This window comes from Paraburkholderia sediminicola, assembly GCF_046027355.1.
Lineage (GTDB): Bacteria > Pseudomonadota > Gammaproteobacteria > Burkholderiales > Burkholderiaceae > Paraburkholderia > Paraburkholderia sediminicola_B.
In genome coordinates this window covers 1-1,236 of the sequence record NZ_JAQQEK010000114.1, presented here as the reverse complement: position 1 = coordinate 1,236, position 1,236 = coordinate 1, and the positions used below count along the sequence as shown (strand labels likewise).

Sequence of the window (1,236 nt, the reverse complement as noted above, 5' to 3'; positions counted from 1 at the left end):
GGAAACCGGCGCGGGCACGACGCAGGAGCAGCAGCACGCAGCGAGCGCGCTGGCCGAGGAACTCGCGCAGCAGGCGCGCAACCGGGCCGCATTCGTCGCGACCGAACAGAACCTCGACGTGCTGAAGACACAGCGCGACAAGGCCGCCGGCGCGCTGGCCCACGCCGAAGCCGCGCTCGAACAGGCGAAGCTCAACCTGTCGTATACGGAGATCCATGCACCGGTCGACGGCAAGGTCGGGCGACGTTCGGCACGCGTCGGCGCATTCGTGACAACCGGCACGCCGCTCCTCGCAATCGTGCCGCTGTCGGACGCCTATATCGTCGCCAACTTCCAGGAGAACCAGCTCGCCCGGATGCGGCCCGGCGACACCGTGCGCATCAAGGTCGACAGCTTTCCGGGTGTGGTGATCCGGGGACACGTCGATAGTCTTGCCCCCGCGACCGGCGTGAGCTTCGCGCCGATCGCGCCCGACAACGCAACGGGCAACTTCACCAAGATCGTCCAGCGCGTGCCGGTCAAGATCACGATCGACCACGGACAACAGGCCACGTCCGCATTGAGCGTGGGCCTGTCTGTCGAGACGGAGGTCGCCGTCGGCAGGCGTGCCGATATGCGCATCGCAGGAGCGGACGCGAAATGAATGCGAGCGACTTCTCCCTCCGCACGCCGGCGCTCGCGTTGTTGCTGTGCTCCGTGCTCACGGGCTGCCTGGTTGGCCCGAACTTCGAACGTCCGCAGACGGCCACGCCCGATGTGTTCAATCGCACGCAGACTGCGCAGGCTGCGAGCCGTGCAGTCGAATCGGAATTCAGTCCGCAATGGTGGACGCTGTTTAATGATCCGATACTGGACTCGCTGGAAAACCAGCTGAGCGATGCGAATCTCGACGTGGCCGCCGCGTCGGCGCGTCTGCGGCAAAGCCGGGCGGAACAGCGCATTGCCGGTGCCGAAGAATACCCGACGCTGAACGGCGCCGCCTCGTATGACCGCGAGCGCGGCAGTCCGAACGGCATCCTGTCTCTGCTTGGCGTGACCCCGACCGGAAGTCAGACGCAGTCGGCATCAGGCAGCGCGCCGCTTGGCGTGGCGCCGTTGCCGGGCGCCAAAGGCTCGCCCGCTTACGATCTTTACCAGTTCGGCTTCGATGCATCATGGGAGCTCGACTTCTGGGGTCGCGCCCGACGTGGTGTCGAGGCAGCGTCAGCGCTCTCCGATGCCTCGTACGAGGACCGC

Annotated in this window: 2 protein-coding genes; both read left to right on the top strand. The window is 66.4% G+C overall.

Translation table 11 applies throughout. From position 1 onward, the window contains the following. Positions 1 to 643, top strand: a 643-nt coding sequence (locus PQR42_RS45510) for an HlyD family secretion protein (protein WP_408394010.1), incomplete at its 5' end; no start/stop codon positions are given. After that, a partial coding sequence (locus PQR42_RS45505; RefSeq protein WP_408496091.1) for a TolC family protein occupies positions 640 to 1,236 on the top strand: 597 nt, incomplete at its 3' end. The genes PQR42_RS45510 and PQR42_RS45505, both read left to right, overlap by 4 nt.